We start from the raw sequence: 19,770 nt of genomic DNA on the forward strand, positions 1-19,770 counted from the left end.
ACTGGTCACGGCTGCGCTCACTGCGCTGTTCACGGCTTGCTGCTCGCCTATTGAAGGTACAAAGATGGGTTCACGCTAGTATCTGCGTGAACCCTTTTTGTATCCCCCACAACTATTCCCGATGCCAAAATACGACTCTATTTCATTTTGGACAGGCAAGAAAAATGTCGCATATAATGCAATTAATATCAATCACTCACTAGCATTCCCACCCATGTAACAGTTAATCTGCTGTCAATGCTATTGTTTTGCATGGCTTTACATACGCGAATATAAATCAATATATTCATTGTCGAAAGATTCAGGAGCTACTATGGCACGCCGCGAATTGATTCAATACATCGATGACCTCGATGGAACTCCATTGGAGGAAAAGAACCACCGAGTCGTTCGCTTTTCCTTCCGTGGAAAGAACTATGTACTCGACCTTTCTCAAGATAATGCCGAGAAATTCGAAGAGGTCCTGGAGCCATACCTGAGTAAGGCAACCATCGACCACGAAACAGTCACGGCTCCTCGTCGTAAGGGCGCTTCCAATCCGAATGCGGCACAGTCTCGCGATCGTAACCGCAAGATCCGCATTTGGGCCCGTGAACAGGGCTTTGAAGTCGCTGATCGCGGTGCGCTGCCCAAGGCTATTATCGAGGCATACGAAAACGCCTAAACCGCTAGTTAGCGACAGTTAGAAGGAGTCAGATCTCAATTGGTCCTCTTCGAGCCTTTGGTCTATCTGGTCTCCTTCGTACTGAAGGTCTGGCACCTGCTCCTTTCATCAGTGCTGCAATTGCCGGCCTCCCTTTCGTGGACGGTCTCGATCTTCCTCTTGGTGGTGACAATTCGCTCTGCGATTGTGTATTTCGCGATTCAGCAGTTTGTCTCCAACCGGAAGTCCGCAAATCTGAGGCCAAAACTCCTCGCGGTCCGCAATTACTATTCGCGCAACCTCGACCCCAAGGCACCCGCCTACGCCAGTTTCGCCAGCTCTAGCATTCGGAAGGAGCACGGGCTCAGCACCACAGCCCTGCTCGTTCCCTCATTCATCCAGATTCCCGTATTCATGGGCCTGGTCAGCATGCTGCGGCAAATGCTGGGCTCCGCCGCCGCGCCTGGGCAGCCGGCCCGTTTCGGTGTCGGCTTCTTATCCCAGGAGGAAGTGTCCCAATTCCTCCACGCCACGCTTTTCGGGCGTCCCCTCCCGGCGTATCTAAATATGCGCCCGGACCGCTTCGAGGCACTGGGCATTAGTTACGACTTCCTTTTCGGATTTTGTGCCCCTGCCATTTTCGCCGCGGCTATTTTTACCGCCCTGAATCTGAGAATTTCGGCTAAACGCCTCGGCCGCACACTCGATTATTCGAATAAGGTCACGCTGTTACTGAACCGGTTCCTCAGGGCAATGATTGTTATCGCCCCCATGTCGATTCTCTTTTTCGGCTTCGTCGGCCCCACTGCAGTAGCTCTCATTGCCTATTGGGTGTGCAATAACTTCTGGACTCTGGCCCAGAATTTTCTCCTCACCCGCTACATTGAAGCAAAATATCCGCTTTCGCCGAAGTTTATAGCACTGCAGAATAGCCAGAAAGCCGAGCACAATACGGTTGCCACAGAAAATCGCGCCCTAAAAATTGCCAAACGCAAGGCTAGGCTCGCGGCGATTATCGCCCCTAAACAGACAAGTAGGCTACAGGCCGAATACAGGGCTAAGAAGGACGCCGTGGAGAAGCGTCGGCAAGCGAAGAAAACCCAAGAACACGCTCGAGCATTGAAGATTGCGCAGGCTCGCTGGGTGATTGGGCAGATGCGGCCTGCCGCACAGGATAGCTTCCCCTCGCTAAGCGGCAATGTTCCGCTTCACGACGGCCATGTGCCCTCGATGCCAGGCGCCCAAAGGGCACGAGAGGAAGCGCTGAAGAAGCAGAAGCGGGTGCAAGCCACCCCGAAGCCTCTTCTGATTACGATGATGCTGGCGCAACAAGCTGGCAAGGGGGCCAGGAATAAAATCCGCAAAGTGACGGGTACAGAGCCGTCGAAGTGGAAGCGCTTCCGGGACTAGGGCTCTCGGCGTCTAATACGCTGGCGAGGCAGACTGTTGACGGTTAGCTGGGGAGGTTCGCTAGCGGGGACTAGCTAGTGACAAGATCACGGGCAAGATCGCGAGCCATCTGCAGCGGCGTCAGGTCCTTCGACATTTTAGCCCCAGCCAGGCCACCGTCGAGATAGAGCATCAGCATGTTGGCGTGTGCAGATGGCATCGTACAGCTATTTTCCCCGAGCAGGGTATGCAGCTGCTGCCACATCCAGGTGCGGTGGGCCGCTGCGGTCTCGCGAATTTCTTGCTCCGACTCGGTTTCAGGGCGCGGGTACTCACTCGCTGCGTTCTGAAAGTGCGAGCCGCGGAAATCAATCGCCGGCTGCTCAGCGATGCACTGATCGAAGAAAGCAAGAATCTTCTCCGCTGGGGTGTCCAGCGTGGAGGTGCGCTGCTCCCAAGCCTCACGCCATTTCCGGTCAAGTTCCTCTAGGTAGGCGATTACGAGCTTGTCTTTGGAGCCGAAAAGCGAATAGAGACTCGCCTTGGCTACATCGGCCTCGCGCAGGATGCGGTCAATACCGACGACACGAATGCCCTCCGTAGTGAACAGAGACGTCGCCGACGACAACAAGCGCTCACGCGGGCTCGGCCGATTCCGACGACGCGAGGTAGCACGGCCGCTCTTTGCGCCCTTGCTCGTTGTCGCTTCCGCCACGGCAGTACCTCGTGTCCTCTCAGAATCAAACCGCACAAACAAACCAGTCGGTCTTAGTTGATACAAGCCTAGCTTAGCGCGTGCATTCCAGCCCTACCCAAAGCCCCACCTGTGAAATTTGCGTCGAGTTTCGGGCCAGCGCCGGGCGGGGTGGTGGCTACCGCGGTAGAAAACGCCGTAGAGACGCAAAATCCCGCATGGAAATTCTCATTCCATGCGGGACGCTTGCTGCCTGGGCCGGAAGTCCTTCCAGCCCGGAAAAGCTAGCTGCCTTTAGCGGCGCTTCGTAACCAGGCCGACGATGCCGAGAAGAATCACGGCACCAATCAGGCAGGTGATGAAGCTGAAGATCAGGCCACCGCCAGCAACATCGAAACCGACCAGGGTGAGTAGCCAGCCACCGAGGAAGCCGCCAATAACGCCGACGATAATGTTCAGCACAACGCCCATCTGAGCATCAGTTCCCATAATCTTGGAGCCAATCCAACCGGCGAGGCCACCGATGATGATCCAGCCGATGAAGCCAAGGCTCGGGGCGGAGGATGCTGCGAGAAGAAGCTCGTTCATTTTAAAGTTCCTTTCCTAAGAAAATCTTTCGTATAGAACTCCATTATAGGCTCTATCAAAGAATAGACCAGTTGACCTCGGCCCCAATCCCAAAAATTCGACCCGTCTTCCCCCACCTACGCCACGTTGTAAAAGTGGAATTAACTTCTCAAAACGCGCATAATAACCGCCATTTATGCAGACCCTGGCCATTATTTTGTATATAACAAAACCGGCCACCTGCAGTGCGGTAACCGGCAATGTTCGACTTATAAATATTCGATAACGGTTTCTAGGACTCCGGGCGAACCACCATCATCGGACACGGAGCTGCCTGCAGCAGAGCGCGCGACGTGGAGCCAAGAAGCATGCCCTTGAAGCCGCCGCGACCGTGAGAACCAACGACGAGCAGCTGAGCGCCCTCCGATGCGTCGGAGATTGCGCGGACAGGACGGTCACGGGTAACAACCTTCTTAACCTGAACATCCGGGTACTTCTCGGAGTACTTAGCCAGTCGATGGCCGAGGAGCGCCTTCTGCTCATCCTCCACGACCTGCCACTTATTCTGAGCGGCGGACAGGCCGGCAAGCGAGGCCTGAACCTGCATGTCCATCCAGGTGTGGACGGCAATCAGCTCAGCGCCACGGGCATCAGCCTCGCGGAATGCGTACTCAGTGGCCTTCTCCGAAACATCGGAGCCGTCAACACCGATGACTACCGGACCATACTTGGTCTCCTCCGTAACCAGGTTGTCCTCACGGACGACAACAACTGGGCAGGATGCGTGCGAGACGACAGCCGCGGAGACCGAGCCCATAACCATGCCGGAGAGACCGCCGAGACCACGGGAGCCCATGACAACCATGGTCGCCTGCTCGGAAAGATCGAGCAGCATGTCAATCGGGCTGCCCTCTTCAATCTGGTGGGAGACATCAACGCTCGGTGCGAAAGCAAGCGCAATCTCCTTGGCCTCATTAATCTTCTCTAGCGTCTCGGCCTCGAGGTCATCGTAGAGCTCCTGGGGAGGAACCATGCCCTCCGCGTAGAGGAACTGTGGCATGGAGTAGCTGCTGACCAGGCGCAGCGGCTCACCACGCTTGACTGCGGTATTTGCAGCCCACTTAACAGCAGTCTTCGAAGCTTCCGAACCGTCGATGGCGCAGACTATGATGTTCTGCCTTGGCATTGTCGCCTCCTTGGATTAGGCCCTCTGCAAAAAAGGAGAGCCAAACACGTTTGTTGTTTCACCCTCCACCCTACCCCCAACATGTGTTCCTCAACAGGGAGCAAAGGTGCCAATCTTGTCCGTTTCGCCGTGAGAAAACACTCCCCCGGTTCACAACCCGATTCCCGATCCGGTGTACTTGTTAAAGTCAATTTATGCGCCGTCAACCACTGCCTATTCGCGATGGGCTCAACCCCTCCCGCATCGCTGCCCCGGGCCGTCGGGGCGATGCTCCGACTCGGGCATGGGATCTTCTTTTTGATACTGTGACCGGGCAAAATCGCCGCCATCCGGAGGACGATGAAGTAGCGATTGCGCGTCGTTTTGAGCAGGGCCTGGTCGTCCGCGCCAACTCCCAGCCCTACTCCCCGGATGACATGCTGAAGCCCGGCGCGGAAATGTGGTTCTACCGTACCCCTGCTCCTGAAGTGACAATCGCAGGTCCGATGCCGATTGTCTTTGAGGATGAAAACCTAGTGGTCGTCGATAAGCCTTCTTTCCTGGCCACGATGCCCCGCGGCAGGCATATTACTGAGACTGCGGTGGTGCGGCTGCGGCGTGAGTTGGACAGCCCGGATCTGGTGCCGGCGCACCGGCTCGATCGCATGACCTCCGGGCTTTTGATCTTCACGAAGCGCAAGGAGGTACGCGGTGCCTACCAGGGGCTTTTCGCCTCGAATGGGGTGACGAAACGCTACCATGCGCTGACCTCACCCCGCGCGCTTACTCCCGGCGATTCTCTCCCGGAGGCACCGCTTACTGTCCGCACCCGGCAGCGCAAGATCGCCGGTGAGCTGCAGGCGTACACCCTAGAGGGGGAACCAAACGCACACACGCTCGTCGAGTCCATTTCGCTTGCCGACATCCCCCCTGGCGCAGAAGGTATTGCTGCAACGTTCGCCAAGGTTGCACTGTGGCAGCTGCGGCCCATAACCGGACGGACGCATCAGCTCCGGCTACATCTTTGCGAGCTGGGCTTTCCCATCCTCGGAGACCAGGTCTACCCGTCACTCCTCCCCGAGGAGGCAGAGGATACCGCGGCTCCCCTCCATCTGCTGTGCTCCGAGATGAGTTTCACCGATCCTTTTACGGGGGCGGATCGCACTTTCAAGTCCCGGCGCAGCGTGTTCAATCCGCTTAGTATGCACCTATATGTCAATAGGAAATGAGTTGTCCACCATGTCTGATTCCGGCCCCAAGGCCCATCCCCGCCGTCGCACTGTGGCTACGGCCCCAGTAGCGGCGCATTCGGCGCGGCTTACAAAGCGCTATGGTTCCGGTGATGCGGCGGTGGTGGCGCTGGATGCGGTGAATATTTCCTTTGCGAAGGGCGAGTTCACCGCGATCATGGGCCCTTCCGGTTCCGGAAAGTCGACGCTGATGCATTGCATGGCTGGTTTGGACTCGGCGACGGCGGGGCGCACCTACATTGGGGATACGGAGCTGTCCGGTCTGTCCGATTCTCAGATTACGGCGCTGCGCCGTGACCGACTGGGTTTCGTATTCCAGTCATTCAATTTGGTACCGACTCTCACGGCAGCGGAAAACATCACTCTTCCCGTTGATATCGCGGGGAAGAAGGTCGACCGCAAGTGGTTCAAGGAGGTCACTACTCGGCTGGGACTCGCTGATCGCCTGTCCCACCGGCCTGCCGAGCTTTCCGGTGGGCAGCAGCAGCGCGTAGCCTGTGCCCGGGCGATGGTCAGTCGCCCGGAAATCATCTTTGGAGACGAGCCGACCGGAAACCTGGATTCGAACGCATCCAGGGAGGTTCTCACCATTTTGCGGTCCGCAGTCGACGATATTGGCCAAACGGTTGTGATTGTCACCCATGATGCGACCGCCGCTTCCTACGCTGACCGTGTGGTTTTCCTTGCCGACGGGAAGATTGTCGACGAGCTGCGCAATCCTACCCCGGCGGCGATCCTATCTCGCATGGCCGACATTGAAAATCTTTAGGCGCAGCGGAATTTAGGCAGGTAGGAGATAGAAGTTTCACCATGGCTACGTCGCACGCAGCTCTTCGTAAAGTCGCCTGGAGGTCCACCGCGGCGCACAAGTTGCGCCTTGCGCTGACTGTCTTGTCCGTGGTGCTGGGCACCGCTTTCATCTCGGGAGCTTTCGTTTTTACGGCCTCTCTGGACAAGGCCTTCAAGGGGGCAGTTTCCACAGCATTCGACGGGATCGATGTCGTTGTAACCGCCCCGGCGAAGAATCCCACCGCGCTGAATAGGGATGTCGAAAAACAGCTCGCTGATTTTCCCGGGGTCCGCGCTCTCAACATCGGCGAACCGACCAGCAGCATCACGGCAACCGGTTCAGACGGCAAGCCTATCCAGACCAACGGCGTCCCGTCGATGGGGCTTCCGTACTATCCACCGGAGAAGTCGGTCAACCACACCGTCACCATCAAGCAGGGTTCCGCCCCCAGGGCGCCCGGTGAGGTCGTTATCAATAATTCGACGGCCACTCTCGGAAACCTTCACGTCGGCGACGAGATGAAAATCGTCACAGGGTTTAACCAGGCGACGGTGCATGTGGTCGGCATCGCTGAAACCTCCGGTGACGAAACCGGATGGCTCAGCGTATTTTTCACCGAAGAACAGTGGCGCGACATCTACACGAATGGGCAAAACGTGCAGATGGTGACGTTGGCAGCGGAAGGCAGCGAAGATGTCACGGGTGATTCCGCCACTGCTCTACGAGATGCCGTCGCCAAGCAATTCCCAGATTTAAAGGTCGAATTCGGTGAGGATCTTGCGGACAAAGCATCCGAACGCATCTCCACTGCCCTGAGCTTCGTCAACTACTTCTTGGTGTCATTCGGGCTGATCGGCCTCCTCGTCGGCACCTTCATCATCTCCAATACCTTCTCCATGCTGGTCGCCCAGCGGACCAAGGAGTTCGCACTGCTCAGGGCCCTCGGCGCCTCGCGCAGGCAGCTCTCGCGCTCCGTCCTGTTCGAAGCTCTTATTGTCGGCATCGTTGGCTCCGCCCTCGGTGTCCTCGCAGGCTTCGGCATCAGTGAACTGCTCTATTTGGCGATGAGCGCCTTTGGCATCGACATGCCTGGATCAGGACTGAGCCTTACCACTTCAGCCATCGTGGTTCCGATGGTCGTAGGCGTAATTATCACGATTCTCGCAGCTTGGGCGCCCGCTTCCAGAGCCGGCGCTGTTCCCCCCGTAGAAGCAATGCGCTCGGGGGATCAGACCACCGACCCGCAACTCGGCAAGCGCACCTGGGCCGGTGCAATCCTGGCTTCTGCGGCACTCGCCACGATCATGTGGGCAGTTCAGTGGCACTCGGCGGAGACGACCCCGCGTGCGATACTCGTCGGCATCGGCGCCGTGGCCGCGATTGCCGCCGTCTGGTTGGCCGGCCCTGCTCTATCAATTCCGCTGGTAGGGGCCCTAGGACGTATTTTGGGCGCTCCCTTCGGGGCCGTCGGCAAGCTGGCGGCGACGAACTCACGGAGGAATCCACGACGCACCGCAACGACATCGTTCGCGCTGACCCTGGGGCTTGCGCTGGTGGCGTGCATCGGAATGCTGGGCTCGTCTATGAAAGCCGCGGTCAGCGAGTGGTCCGAGACCAACCTAGCCGCAGATTATGTCCTCTCCCCGCCTCTCACGGCCCATGCGGCCCTCCCTCGCGGAGTGGCGGAGAAAGTCGCAGAGGTCGACGGTGTCACTGACACCGCTACGCTGTCTCTCGGCGGTTTTATGATCGCCTCTCAACAGGAGATCCCCCAGCTTGCCGACGCCATGAACGACGACGATGCATCATTTGGACCTGGTCGGGGAAACGCTACGTTTTTCGACGGCGACATCGGCAAGTGGTATACCACGACTGCAGTTTCGGGATCCATCGCGCTGAACGAACCCGGCTCCGAGGTAGCAGTCAACCAATCTACTGCCCAGCGACGCGGCTGGCGTGTCGGCACCGAGGTGGTTTTGCTCGGGCAAGGGGGCATGTGGCCAATGAAGGTCACCGGCATTTTCGCCGATACCGCTGACCCCGGCCAAGCCATCGTCGTCTCATCCGGGGCAGTGAAAGCTGTGGGTGCCGAGGCCAGCAAGCTCATTCCAATGCAGTTGTATGTCGATGTTGCGGCCACCGACGAGAGTGGCATTGAGGCGATGCGCGGCCCTATCAGCGACGCCGTGTCGGACTTCCTTATCGTACAAGTCATGACCGCTAAGGAGTATGCGGGCGTTGCAAACGCTTCAATCGATGTCATGCTGGGAATCGTCTATGCGCTGCTCGCGCTGGCTGTCATAACTTCGATTCTGGGAATCATCAATACGCTGGCACTCTCTGTCGTCGAGCGACGGCAGGAGATTGGCATGCTGCGGGCGGTGGGACTGCAGCGGGGAGCCATCCGTCGAATGATCCGGTTGGAGTCATTGCAAATTTCAATTTTCGGCGCGGTCATCGGTGTTGGACTCGGCCTGGGGCTCGGGTGGGCCCTTCTCACAGTTCTGGAGAAGGAGGGTCTGGATTCAATCGTGGTTCCGTGGCAGGCGTGTGAGCTTGCGGCCGCCGAGGGAGAAGGAGGGTCTGGATTCAATCGTGGTTCCGTGGGGGCAGATCGTGGCCATGCTCGTCGGTTCAGCGATTGTAGGCATCGTTGCTGCGGTCGCCCCTGGCCACCGGGCTGCTGCTACGCCACCATTGGCCGCCATCGCAGATGACTAGAAACGCACACGGAAAAAGGCCCGGCCCCTAAAGAACATCTCGGGGCCGGGCCTTTGCCTCTGGAGTGAGGATTTTAGGCGCTATGCCTGTGCGCCTGCAGCGGCGCGGGTACGCTCACTGCGCTTAACAGACTTGTTAAGCAGCACAAAGAACCATACGAAGCTGACGGTCAGGATGATATGTCCGAGACCGGCAATACCGGAGAACATCGGACCCCACGCTTCCGGGCCGGAGAGCATAGTGACCGAACCGTTCGCCGCCATGAAACCGGTAGTCCACACAAGGCCGACATTGTGCAAAATGAACCACCCTCCGAAACCTTTATTCGCGCTGAACCCGAATACCTTATCCAGGGCAAGGGCGATGAGGAAGAAGAAAGTGCCAAGCACAAGCAAATGTGTGTGAAGCGTACTCAACTGAGTGGAACCAGTAAAGTCCAAAGCCCGCGAGAATTCGCGATTGAATACACCAGCAATAAGACCAAGACCAAGGTAGACCGCAGCCGCGGTAAATAGTTTGCGCATACCCAGGAGCCTACCCAGAGTTCTGGGCTTTAAACAGTTCTGTCCCAACCTGTAGTCAATCAAAAGTTGCACCGGGTCAGGTGCGGATAATCAATCTAGAGACGAACCAAACGAGCCTTCCACGCTGCCGGAAGGCACTTGGCTAACACCGCAAAAAGCCCGTAGGCACCAGGCGTGACCTCGGCCTTTCCATTCATCGCCGCCCTGACCCCACGCCTTGCGAAATAGCCACTCGACTGCGATGGCATCAGCCTTAGTTTGATTGACCCCGTTTGCTTTACGACGCCCTCCACCGCCTCGGTCCTTACCTTTGCAGGGTGAGCAATAGTTACCGAAATGCCGCGTGGCCGAAGTTCCTCACGAAGTGCGAAAGCCCAGTGCCGGAGAAACGCTTTAGTGGATGTATAAACGCTAAGTCCTGGAGTCGGCACTAATGCAGATATAGAACCAATAATGAGAATTTTGGATTGCGCGCCCATGAAAGGAAGGGATGCGTACACGATACTGACGGTTCCCCAGATATTGGTCGATACCATGGAACGAGTAGCGGCGAAAAAACGAAGATCGTTAACGGAGTCAGAGACCTTGAACGCCTCTGCTACGCCGGCATTGGCGATGAGAAAGGCCACAGTTGCGCCGGATTCGTGCAGCAGCGCGGTAAACTCCGTTTGCGAGTCCGGGCCAGAAATATCTAGGCGAATTTGCCTGATTGGAATGCCTCCGCAAATATTTAAATCCACCTGTAGCGGACTACGCGAGACAACCCATAACTCATCCAAGTCGGGCCCATGTTGCACTAATGCTCGAGTAAGGCATTTACCAATGCCCTTCGAGCCTCCGGTTACGATACCAATTCGCATAATAATAACGCTACCGGTTTAAACATGGGTTATTACTGCAGCCAAAAATTGCGGGAATAACTGCACTTTTCCGTTTGTATATAACGGTCTTTGAAAAGACGGGTATGAAAAAAGGGGGGCGCAGCACCCACCCCACACAGGAATGAGCACCACGCCCCAAACAAAAACAATGCCGGCAGCGACCTACTCTCCCACACCCTCCCGAGTGCAGTACCATCGGCGCAGGTGGACTTAGCTTCCGGGTTCGGAATGGGACCGGGCGTGACCCCACCGCTAACACCACCGACAAAAAACTGGCCAACCCCCACCACACTGGGTAGGCGGTGTCATGCCAGACACTGAACAATAGACGCGAGCAAAACTGTTGATTTAACCAACTTTTTGTGTTGACGTTCGGCCAATTAGTACCGGTCACCTCCACACATTACTGTGCTTCCAGATCCGGCCTATCAACCCCATCATCTCTAGGGGGCCTCAAAAGAAACCTAATCTTGGAACAGGCTTCCCGCTTAGATGCTTTCAGCGGTTATCCCTTCCGTACGTAGCCAACCAGCCATGCCCCAGGCGGGACAACTGGCACACCAGAGGTACGTCCATCCCGGTCCTCTCGTACTAGGGACAGCCTTCCTCAAGTTTCTACGCGCGCGGCGGATAGAGACCGAACTGTCTCACGACGTTCTAAACCCAGCTCGCGTGCCGCTTTAATGGGCGAACAGCCCAACCCTTGGGACCTACTCCAGCCCCAGGATGCGACGAGCCGACATCGAGGTGCCAAACCATCCCGTCGATATGGACTCTTGGGGAAGATCAGCCTGTTATCCCCGGGGTACCTTTTATCCGTTGAGCGACACCGCTTCCACAAGCCGGTGCCGGATCACTAGTCCCTAGTTTCCTACCTGCTCGACCTGTCAGTCTCACAGTCAAGCTCCCTTGTGCACTTACACTCAACACCTGATTGCCAACCAGGCTGAGGGAACCTTTGGGCGCCTCCGTTACTCTTTGGGAGGCAACCGCCCCAGTTAAACTACCCACCAGGCACTGTCCCCAACCCAGATCATGGGCCAAGGTTAGATGCTCAATACGATCAGAGTGGTATTTCAACAACGACTCCACCACCACTGGCGTGATAGTTTCACAGTCTCCCACCTATCCTACACAAACCGAACCAAACACCAATACCAAGCTATAGTGAAGGTCCCGGGGTCTTTTCGTCCTGCCGCGCGTAACGAGCATCTTTACTCGTACTGCAATTTCGCCGGGTCTGTGGTTGAGACAGCAGGGAAGTCGTTACGCCATTCGTGCAGGTCGGAACTTACCCGACAAGGAATTTCGCTACCTTAGGATGGTTATAGTTACCACCGCCGTTTACTGGGGCTTAAATTCTCCGCTTCGACACCAAAAGTATCTAACAGGTCCTCTTAACCTTCCAGCACCGGGCAGGCGTCAGTCCGTATACATCGACTTATCGTCTTCGCACGGACCTGTGTTTTTAGTAAACAGTCGCTTCCCTCTATTCTCTGCGGCCACCACCAGCTCTACTACGTCGTTCACCAGCAGTGGCCCCCCTTCTCCCGAAGTTACGGGGGCATTTTGCCGAGTTCCTTAACCACAGTTATCCCGATCGCCTTAGTATTCTCTACCTGACCACCTGTGTCGGTTTAGGGTACGGGCCGTCAATTCACATCGCTAGAGGCTTTTCTCGACAGCATAGGATCACCAACTTCCCCGCAAACCGGGTACGCATCACGCCTCACCCATCATGTGGAACGGATTTACCTATCCCACGGGCCACACGCTTACACCACGACAACCATCACGTGGCACGGCTACCTTCCTGCGTCACCCCATCACTTGGCTACTACCAGATCAGGTCCCCAGCATCACACACACCAACCAACCCGAAGGAAGGTAACAGCGCATGATCAGGTGGGTTAGTATCACTGATTCACCATGGGCGCGAAAAAACGGGTACGGGAATATCAACCCGTTGTCCATCGACTACGCCTGTCGGCCTCGCCTTAGGTCCCGACTCACCCTGGGAGGATTAACCTGGCCCAGGAACCCTTAGTCATTCGGCGGAGGAGTTTTCCACTCCTCATTCGCTACTCATGCCTGCATTCTCACTCGCGCACACTCCACATGACGGTTACCCGCACGCTTCACAGCAACTACGCGACGCTCCCCTACCCAACCAACAAAACGTTGATTGCCGCGGCTTCGGCGGTGTACTTGAGCCCCACTACATTGTCGGCGCAGAACCACTCGACCAGTGAGCTATTACGCACTCTTTCAAGGATGGCTGCTTCTAAGCCAACCTCCTGGTTGTCTTCGCGATCCCACATCCTTTTCCACTTAGCACACCCTTAGGGGCCTTAGCCGGCGATCTGGGCTGTTTCCCTCTCGACTACGAAGCTTATCCCCCGCAGTCTCACTGCCGCGCTCTGACCTACCCAGCATTCGGAGTTTGGCTGATGTCGCTAAGATGATAGTCCCGCTAAACCAACCAGTAGCTCTACCTCCAGGAGGAAACACACGACGCTGCACCTAAATGCATTTCGGGGAGAACCAGCTATCACGGAGTTTGATTGGCCTTTCACCCCTACCCACAGCTCATCCCCTCAGTTTTCAACCTAAGTGGGTTCGCGCCTCCACAGAGTCTTACCTCTGCTTCACACTGGCCATGGGTAGATCACCCCGCTTCGGGTCCAGGACATGCCACTAAAAAACACACTAGTTAGTATTCGCTTTCGCTACGACTACCCCACAACACGGGTTAACCTCGCGACATGCCGCTGACTCGCAGGCTCATTCTTCAAAAGGCACGCCATCACCCCAAAAAAAGGCTCTGACGGATTGTAAGCACATGGTTTCAGGTACTATTTCACTCCCCTCCCGGGGTACTTTTCACCATTCCCTCACGGTACTATCCACTATCGGTCATAGCAGGTATTTAGGCTTACCGGGTGGTCCCGGCAGATTCACAGCAGATTCCACGAGCCCGCTGCTACTCGGGAAACACAACAACCACACACCAGAAAGATTTCATCTACCGGGCTCTCACCGTCTACGGCAGGACATTCCAATCCACTTCAACTATCCCCTGATAACGCGGCGCAAGGCTGGCAGACCCCACACATTGCATCCCCACAACACCACACACGCAACCCCTGCCAGGTATCACACGTGACGCGGTTTAGCCTCATCCACGTTCGTTCGCCACTACTAACGGAATCACAATTGTTTTCTCTTCCTACGGGTACTGAGATGTTTCACTTCCCCGCGTAACCACCAACCAGACTATGAATTCATCTGGCAGCGACCGCTCATAACAACGGCCAGGTTTCCCCATTCGGACACCCTCGGATCAACGCTCAGTTGGCAGCTCCCCGAGGCCTATCGCAGCCTCTCACGTCCTTCATCGGCCTACTATGCCAAGGCATCCACCATGCGCCCTTACAACACAACACAAATAACTAAGAACAAATCAAACAATCAAAAAACTGTTTTACTCGAACTTACAGAAAAACAAGATGCTCGCGTCCACTATCCAGTTCTCACACAACACCCACACCAACCACCACCAAGACAAAACCACTCAGCAGGGCCAGCATAGCCACACGGGACAAACCCACACACCACCACAACAACAGCAGCAGCAGCATGCACACAGTGCCATCCCAGACACCCAACAGCGCACCAACACACAAACCTTCTACAACAGTGACAATCACCAACCACGCCAGAACACCAACCACCGGCGCCCTGCAGCAGGATGTATCCACCCTCAAAAACAAAAAACAGCCACCCACACCAACACGATGCAAAAAGTGACTACAGAAAAATAAACTCCTTAGAAAGGAGGTGATCCAGCCGCACCTTCCGGTACGGCTACCTTGTTACGACTTCGTCCCAATCGCCAATCCCACCTTCGACAGCTCCCTCAAAAGTTAGGCCACTGGCTTCGGGTGTTACCGACTTTCATGACGTGACGGGCGGTGTGTACAAGGCCCGGGAACGTATTCACCGCAGCATTGCTGATCTGCGATTACTAGCGACTCCGACTTCACGGGGTCGAGTTGCAGACCCCGATCCGAACTGAGACCGGCTTTAAGGGATTAGCTCACCCTCACAGGCTCGCAACCCACTGTACCGACCATTGTAGCATGTGTGAAGCCCTGGACATAAGGGGCATGATGATTTGACGTCATCCCCACCTTCCTCCGAGTTGACCCCGGCAGTCTCTTACGAGTCCCCACCACAACGTGCTGGCAACATAAGACAAGGGTTGCGCTCGTTGCGGGACTTAACCCAACATCTCACGACACGAGCTGACGACAACCATGCACCACCTGTATACAAGCCACAAGGGAAACCACATCTCTGCGGCGATCCTGTATATGTCAAGCCCAGGTAAGGTTCTTCGCGTTGCATCGAATTAATCCACATGCTCCGCCGCTTGTGCGGGCCCCCGTCAATTCCTTTGAGTTTTAGCCTTGCGGCCGTACTCCCCAGGCGGGGCGCTTAATGCGTTAGCTACGGCACGGATCCCGTGGAAGGAAACCCACACCTAGCGCCCACCGTTTACGGCATGGACTACCAGGGTATCTAATCCTGTTCGCTCCCCATGCTTTCGCTCCTCAGCGTCAGTTACTGCCCAGAGACCCGCCTTCGCCACCGGTGTTCCTCCTGATATCTGCGCATTTCACCGCTACACCAGGAATTCCAGTCTCCCCTACAGTACTCAAGTTATGCCCGTATCGCCTGCACGCCCGGAGTTAAGCCCCGGAATTTCACAGACGACGCGACAAACCACCTACGAGCTCTTTACGCCCAGTAATTCCGGACAACGCTCGCACCCTACGTATTACCGCGGCTGCTGGCACGTAGTTAGCCGGTGCTTCTTCTCCATCTACCGTCAGAAACCCTTCGTCGATGGTGAAAGGAGTTTACAACCCGAAGGCCGTCATCCCCCACGCGGCGTCGCTGCATCAGGCTTTCGCCCATTGTGCAATATTCCCCACTGCTGCCTCCCGTAGGAGTCTGGGCCGTGTCTCAGTCCCAATGTGGCCGTCCACCCTCTCAGGCCGGCTACCCGTCGACGCCTTGGTAGGCCATTACCCCACCAACAAGCTGATAGGCCGCGGGCCCATCCCACACCGAAAAAACTTTCCACCACACCCCTACAATGTGGTCCTATCCGGTATTAGACCCAGTTTCCCAGGCTTATCCCGAAGTGCAGGGCAGGTCACCCACGTGTTACTCACCCGTTCGCCACTCGTGTACCCCAGCAAGCTGGAGCCTTACCGTTCGACTTGCATGTGTTAAGCACGCCGCCAGCGTTCGTCCTGAGCCAGGATCAAACCCTCCATAAAAACCTTCAAATAAGAAGAACAAAGAAAGGCCCAAAAACCTGACAAAAAACTAGAACAAACAAAAACCACCACACCACCACACACAAACGCGCAGCACCATGATGACCTCTGGCAAAAATGATCTAGAAAAAACAGCATCACCGCATCAACCGACGAGGAAAAACTACGATGACACCAAAAACAGTTATTCAACCACTAAACAATGATCAAACACCAACAGTAAACAACCAACGCCTACCATCAGCACAACCACCATCAGCAGAAGCACTCACGAACCCACAACAGGCCCGGAGGCACCCCACCAACAAACGCAGCGCACCAAAAAGCACACGATGATCATCACCAAAAAATAAAAAGTAAGTACATCGGCACACTATTGAGTTCTCAAACAACACACACCCACAACCAACCACACCCACCAAGAGCAGGCCGCCGTGAGCAGCAGGAAGAAACAATACCACACCCACCAACCGAACACCAAACAAACACTCAGTGAACAATCAATGAACAAAAAGGAATGCTTCCCCCACACCAACACCAACCAGAACACCACCCTCAGTGGCAACCCCCGGTCGCGCTGACTCCGAATACATTACACACACCCCACCAACAAACACAAAACCCCAGGCCAACACACACAAACAACGTTACCCCACAACAAGCCACACACCCACTACCGGCGCGTACCCGACCAGGCAGCAACAGATGCCAACCCCATCAACACCCCTGCACCAACGAAAATGCTCGACGTCCCAACTAACGTCGCGCCCACTCCCGCAACCGGCGGCAACAACACCTGCGCCAACCGATTGCCCATAAGCCGGACCGACAGAGCCTGAGCTCGCGCGCCTGATTCAATAAGGGTGCTTACCCATGTCATCGACATTGGCATTACAAAACCCCACGCCAGCCCACAGATGCCGGTCGCTACGACCAACATCCACGTTTCAGTTAGCCACGGCATCAGCAAAAGCGGCACGACCCCCAACGCGACGGACGCTAAAAGAACTCGATCCCTATCCAAGCGTCGCAAGACGGTGGGCATCGCCGCACGGGACAGTACCGCCATGCCACTTCGGGCACTCAAAATCGCCGTCACCTCCCCCACTGACAAACCGATCTCTCTACCAAGCACAGGCACATAAGCGGTAAGCAGGTCGATAGCCACAATTACCGCTATAGAAACGGACATTGCGGCAGGCATACCCGCGCGAGACAAAATGCTCCGCACCGCCGCTTTCTGTGCGGTCTTCTCATTCGCGGCCTCCTTAACCACCGCATCCTTAACCACCGCATCCTTAACCACCGCATCCTTAACCGCCGCGCTCCCAACCACGGCCCCATCTTCGCGCGATGCCGCTGCGGCAGCTTCGAATCGTCGATAAGCGCGAGCGATAGGCCAACCGCAGAAAAGGGCGACCGCGCCGACGGCGGCCATCCCCCACAGAGCGGCGGTGGTGGAGACGGATGCGGCATCGGACTGAGCAGTCAGCAGGCCGGCCACGACTATCCCCAGGAATTGCCCCACGGAAATGCCCAGCGTGAAGTAGGCGAAGAGACTATCGAGGCCCGCGACGCTGCCACGCAGGTGCGACACCATCCCCTGGGCAGCAATCAGCGTAGTCATATGGGCAAAACCCAAGGCGGTATAGCCGATTAGCAGCACCGGCAGGTTCGTGGAAAGTGCCATCACCGCCGACGCGACCACGGTGGAAATAAGGCCAGACTGCATAACCTCGGGGGCTCGACTCGAATCGACAAGTCGGCCGGCGGGCATCGCGATGAGGAGCGGGACAAGCGAAAACGCAGCGGTGAACCAGCCAATCGTGGCGGCGTCACCCCCAAAGTCGAGCACTCGCCACGACAGCAGGACACGACCGCCGTTGAAAACCGCCTGCCCCAGCACGGTCACAGCCACCAGTGCCCCGAACCAACGCCTCATTTCCCCTACCGACTCCTGACCACCACATCGCGAGACTCTCCCACGTCCCCACCAAAGCCTGCCTGACGACGGAAAAAACGACCCCGAAACACGGCGGCGGGGTTCGGTTCATTAAGGATAGTCTCTGAAATTCCTCATCTTCAGGGCTTACAATAAATTATTCGGGCATCCTTGGAGATGTACCGAAATGCTTATTTAGTTACAAAGAAACGGAAATTAGGAGCCATGCTTGAACGCACACTGGTGTTCGTCGATACGTCTTACCTTTTGGCGAGCTTTTACAACTCGTGGGAAACCGGAGCCCGCGGGCAATTAGAAATTGACCTTAGAGAAGTAGTTACAGTCCTAGACCGCATGATTTCCCAGCAGCTGAACCAGCCGGTTCAGCGACAGCTCTGGTACGACGGCATCCCGGAGTCCGGGCCACACCGCTACCAGCGCTCCCTCCGCACCATCGATGGCGTCCAGCTTCGCGCAGGTCAGCTCATTGAATGGGGAGATCGCCGTACCCAAAAGGCAGTTGATACCCGCCTTGTCGCCGACATGGTTGTCGCAGGTCTGCGACACCAGGTCTCCGATATCGTGCTCGTCTCCGGAGATGCCGACATGCTGCCGGGTGTTGCCGAAGCCGCTGCCGCCGGCGCGCGAGTTCACCTCTACGGATTCGGCTGGGATTCCATGTCGGGCGCGCTCCGCCACGCCTGTGACACCACCACGATCCTCGACCCGCGCGAGGACTTCGCTGACGCAATGCAGCTAAACGTCCTCGAAGGCCCCATCCCGCCGGTTGTTCGCCCGAATAAGCCCCTGGGAGACGCCGAGCCCATCGAGGACCTCGGCGCCACAAAGATTCCGGACACCCGAATCACCCCGCCCGGCGAGGACAAAGAAGAGGACAGCACCTCTCCTTCCCCTGCCGACGGCGCCTCGGTCGCCGACGCCGCCGCTCCGCAAGCTACGCCCGCGCCCCCCGGCGCAGCTGGCACCCCCGAGAACAATTCGGAAAGTGGCTACGACGTCCTGCCGCGCGACGAACGTGTTATCCCGGCCGAGCCGGGACACGTCGATGCCGAGTGCTACCGCCGCGACCTCGCCGCAGCCACGCCGACCGCGAAGGCGGACTCGCCGAAGTTCCACGAGGTGGAGCACGCCGCGAAGATGGGCGCCCGAGAAATTCCGGCGCAGGCAGAACACCGCGCTGAGGTCGAGAGAAACTCGGCCGGTGATAGAAATGGCGGCGTCGCCAAGCCCTCCGCACCCGAGTCCACGGTAAGCCCCGCAACGACAGCTCCTGGGCAGAGTGAGCAGTCGGGGGCGCGGGAGGCGTCGGCAAGCGAACAGGGTGAGCAGGGCGGACAGCCCGGCGTGACGAGCAAAGCTGCCCCGGATGAAAACAACAGCGCGGCCACGGCGGAGGAGAAAGAAGGCGACGCGGCACCGGCTTCGGCACCGAAGCCTTCGCCTCGCCCGAACCCCTCTATGATGGCGCCGCGTAGGAAACTGCGCAGCCGCTACGTGCCTCTGCCGAACGAGGTGTGGGCATCGGCGGGTTTCCAGACCCCATTCGATGTCGGCCAGCAGTACGCGAACTGGTGGTACGAGAACATCGCCACGGAGCAGGCACGCGATACCGCGCACTTGCTCTCCGGAGGAGGACTCCCGGCGGACATCGACAGGCCACTGCTGCAGTTCGCCTGCGAGACTCTGCACGAGTACACGCTGACCGAGACGCAGCGCGTGAACCTGCGCGACGGTTTCCACGCGGGTATCCGCGGGGTGCTTCTGGCCAGGAAAAACAACAACCTGGACTAAAGGCTTCGGCTAGGTTCGCCCGGCCGGGCGCGGCCACGCAG

General features: G+C 57.1%; 13 protein-coding genes and 3 rRNA genes. 7 read left to right on the plus strand and 9 right to left on the minus strand.

All coding sequences use genetic code 11. The features are described 5' to 3' along the window. The first annotated feature begins 313 nt into the window (after window positions 1-313). Both CLAC_RS11860 and yidC read left to right on the plus strand, forming a co-directional pair. Complete coding sequence (locus CLAC_RS11860; protein WP_053413089.1) at window positions 314-664, plus strand: histone-like nucleoid-structuring protein Lsr2; 351 nt, start codon at window positions 314-316, stop codon at window positions 662-664. 39 nt (window positions 665-703) lie between these two features. Continuing rightward, the gene (gene yidC / locus CLAC_RS11865; RefSeq protein ID WP_053413090.1) at window positions 704-2,053 is read left to right on the plus strand and encodes a membrane protein insertase YidC; all 1,350 of its coding nucleotides are present in this window, start codon (window positions 704-706) and stop codon (window positions 2,051-2,053) included. Window positions 2,054-2,123: 70 nt separating this feature from the next. Here the strand turns inward: yidC and CLAC_RS11870 are convergent, their stop codons facing one another. The 3 genes from CLAC_RS11870 to CLAC_RS11880 all read right to left on the minus strand — a co-directional run bounded on the left by CLAC_RS11870 (window position 2,124) and on the right by CLAC_RS11880 (window position 4,479). After that, window positions 2,124-2,747, minus strand: a complete 624-nt coding sequence (locus CLAC_RS11870) for a TetR/AcrR family transcriptional regulator (protein WP_053413091.1) — start codon at window positions 2,745-2,747, stop codon at window positions 2,124-2,126. 273 nt (window positions 2,748-3,020) lie between these two features. Beyond that, window positions 3,021-3,314, minus strand: a complete 294-nt coding sequence (locus tag CLAC_RS11875) for a GlsB/YeaQ/YmgE family stress response membrane protein (protein WP_053413092.1) — start codon at window positions 3,312-3,314, stop codon at window positions 3,021-3,023. 271 nt (window positions 3,315-3,585) lie between these two features. After that, window positions 3,586-4,479 carry a universal stress protein gene (locus CLAC_RS11880; RefSeq protein WP_053413093.1) on the minus strand — a complete coding sequence of 298 codons (894 nt, stop codon included), beginning with the start codon at window positions 4,477-4,479 and terminating at the stop codon, window positions 3,586-3,588. A gap of 194 nt (window positions 4,480-4,673) precedes the next feature. On the opposite strand from CLAC_RS11880, the gene CLAC_RS11885 reads away from it, so the two are divergent. From CLAC_RS11885 to CLAC_RS11895, 3 genes are read left to right on the plus strand one after another with little or no spacing between them, the layout of a single operon-like run. Then, window positions 4,674-5,687, plus strand: a complete 1,014-nt coding sequence (locus tag CLAC_RS11885) for a pseudouridine synthase (RefSeq protein ID WP_053413094.1) — start codon at window positions 4,674-4,676, stop codon at window positions 5,685-5,687. Between the two features lie 10 nt (window positions 5,688-5,697). Continuing rightward, on the plus strand, window positions 5,698-6,477 hold the full coding sequence (locus CLAC_RS11890) for an ABC transporter ATP-binding protein (protein WP_053413450.1): 780 nt from the start codon (window positions 5,698-5,700) through the stop codon (window positions 6,475-6,477). Between the two features lie 41 nt (window positions 6,478-6,518). Then, window positions 6,519-9,215: an ABC transporter permease gene (locus CLAC_RS11895; RefSeq protein WP_245621896.1), complete on the plus strand. Its 2,697-nt coding sequence runs from the start codon at window positions 6,519-6,521 to the stop codon at window positions 9,213-9,215. 84 nt (window positions 9,216-9,299) lie between these two features. On the opposite strand, the gene CLAC_RS11900 is transcribed toward CLAC_RS11895, so the two are convergent. The 4 genes from CLAC_RS11900 to CLAC_RS11915 all read right to left on the minus strand — a co-directional run bounded on the left by CLAC_RS11900 (window position 9,300) and on the right by CLAC_RS11915 (window position 14,071). Then, complete coding sequence (locus CLAC_RS11900; protein ID WP_053413095.1) at window positions 9,300-9,743, minus strand: DUF2871 domain-containing protein; 444 nt, start codon at window positions 9,741-9,743, stop codon at window positions 9,300-9,302. 95 nt (window positions 9,744-9,838) lie between these two features. After that, window positions 9,839-10,603, minus strand: coding sequence for an SDR family NAD(P)-dependent oxidoreductase (locus CLAC_RS11905; RefSeq protein ID WP_082313430.1), 765 nt, complete (start codon window positions 10,601-10,603; stop codon window positions 9,839-9,841). A gap of 170 nt (window positions 10,604-10,773) precedes the next feature. Further along, window positions 10,774-10,890, minus strand: a 5S ribosomal RNA gene (rrf, locus tag CLAC_RS11910). A 93-nt stretch (window positions 10,891-10,983) separates the two neighbouring features. Further along, window positions 10,984-14,071, minus strand: a 23S ribosomal RNA gene (locus CLAC_RS11915). A gap of 62 nt (window positions 14,072-14,133) precedes the next feature. On the opposite strand from CLAC_RS11915, the gene CLAC_RS12770 reads away from it, so the two are divergent. Next, window positions 14,134-14,448 (plus strand): hypothetical protein, encoded by a 315-nt coding sequence (locus tag CLAC_RS12770; protein ID WP_156324857.1) that lies wholly within the window; start codon window positions 14,134-14,136, stop codon window positions 14,446-14,448. Window positions 14,449-14,457: 9 nt separating this feature from the next. On the opposite strand, the gene CLAC_RS11925 is transcribed toward CLAC_RS12770, so the two are convergent. Together CLAC_RS11925 and CLAC_RS11930 are read right to left on the minus strand one after the other, a co-directional pair. Then, window positions 14,458-15,975: ribosomal RNA gene (locus CLAC_RS11925) — 16S ribosomal RNA — on the minus strand. Together the 16S, 23S and 5S rRNA genes form the textbook arrangement of a ribosomal RNA operon. A 673-nt stretch (window positions 15,976-16,648) precedes the next feature. Beyond that, window positions 16,649-17,917 carry an MFS transporter gene (locus CLAC_RS11930; RefSeq protein ID WP_053413098.1) on the minus strand — a complete coding sequence of 423 codons (1,269 nt, stop codon included), beginning with the start codon at window positions 17,915-17,917 and terminating at the stop codon, window positions 16,649-16,651. Window positions 17,918-18,142: 225 nt separating this feature from the next. Here CLAC_RS11930 and CLAC_RS11935 point away from each other — a divergent pair, with 225 nt between their 5' ends. After that, a complete protein-coding gene (locus CLAC_RS11935; protein WP_053413099.1) occupies window positions 18,143-19,729 on the plus strand; it encodes an NYN domain-containing protein in 1,587 nt (528 codons plus the stop codon). Window positions 19,730-19,770 lie beyond the last annotated feature (41 nt).

This window comes from Corynebacterium lactis RW2-5 (assembly GCF_001274895.1).
Lineage (GTDB): Bacteria > Actinomycetota > Actinomycetes > Mycobacteriales > Mycobacteriaceae > Corynebacterium > Corynebacterium lactis.